This is a genomic window from Arthrobacter sp. I3, assembly GCF_000520575.1.
In the GTDB taxonomy this organism is placed as follows: Bacteria; Actinomycetota; Actinomycetes; order Actinomycetales; family Micrococcaceae; genus Arthrobacter; species Arthrobacter humicola_A.
On the sequence record NZ_KI914954.1, the window covers coordinates 11040 to 12261 of the forward strand.

The following is a 1222-nucleotide window of genomic DNA, read 5'->3' on the forward strand; positions in this document are numbered from 1 at the left end:
GACAGCGACTTCCGCCGGCTCCTGCCGCTCTTCGGCGCGATGGGCAGCACCGTGCGGCGGCTGGGACCGCTGGGATCGGGCTCGCTCGCCAAGGCGTGCAACCAGCTGATCGTGGGAACCACGACGGCGGCGCTCGCCGAGGCCGCGGAGCTCGCCGAACGCTCCGGCATGGAGGTGCCCGCCCTTTACGAGGTGCTCGCGGGCGGACTCGCGGGCAGCCGGGTCCTGGACATCGTGGGGCCACGGCTCGCCGCCAGGGACTACGAGCCCACCGGACCCGCCAAGTTCATGCACAAGGACCTCTCCTTCGTGCTCGAGAGCGCCGCGGCCGCGGGTGCCGCAGTACCGATGGCGGCCGCCGGCGCCGAGCTCTACGCGGAACTCAAGCGCCAGGGGCTGGGGGACCGGGACCTCGCCGTCGTGCGGCAGGCCATCGCCAATCTCAGTGACAACGCACGTGACAACCCCAGCGACAAGCCAACAGCCAACACAACAGCAAAGACCAACGAGGATCAGTGAACCATGAGTGGACTTTTTGACCTGACCGGGCGTGTGGCCCTGGTGACCGGTTCGAGCCGGGGGATCGGCAACGCCCTGGCCCGGGCCCTGGCCGACGCCGGCGCCACCGTGGTGCTCAACGGCATCAACCCCGAGCGGCTCAAGGCCGCCGAGGCCGCGATGGCCGCGGACTACGCGCCGGGCCGGGTGCACAGCTGCGCCTTCGACGTCACCAGCGACACCGGGGCCGCCCGGGGCATCGCCTGGGTGGAGGAGAACGTGGGCCCGCTGGACATCCTGGTCAACAACGCCGGCATCCAGCACCGGGTCCCGATGCTCGAGCTCGACGTGGCCGACTGGGAACGGGTCATCTCCACGGACCTGACCAGCGCGTTCCTGGTGGGGCGGGAAGCGGCCCGGCACATGATCCCGCGGGGCCGGGGCAAGATCATCAACATCTGCTCGGTGCAGACCGACCTCGCCCGGCCCACCATCGCGCCCTACATCGCGGCGAAGGGCGGCCTGCGGAACCTGACCCGGGCCATGACCGCGGAATGGGCCGCCTCGGGCCTGCAGATCAACGGGATCGCGCCGGGCTACATCCACACCGAGATGACCCAAAACCTTGTCGACGATGAGCAGTTCAACGCCTGGATCCTGGGCCGGACCCCCGCGCACCGCTGGGGGACCGTGCAGGACCTGGCCGGACCCGCCGTGTGGCTGG

The 1222-nt window shown here is 70.7% G+C and carries 2 protein-coding genes; both read left to right on the forward strand.

The window, feature by feature from the left end; all coding sequences use genetic code 11:
• On the forward strand, window positions 1–519 hold a 519-nt coding region (locus Y706_RS26470), incomplete at its 5' end, for an NAD-binding protein (RefSeq protein ID WP_253906836.1).
• 3 nt (window positions 520–522) lie between these two features.
• A partial coding sequence (locus Y706_RS26475; RefSeq protein WP_043436487.1) for an SDR family NAD(P)-dependent oxidoreductase occupies window positions 523–1222 on the forward strand: 700 nt, incomplete at its 3' end.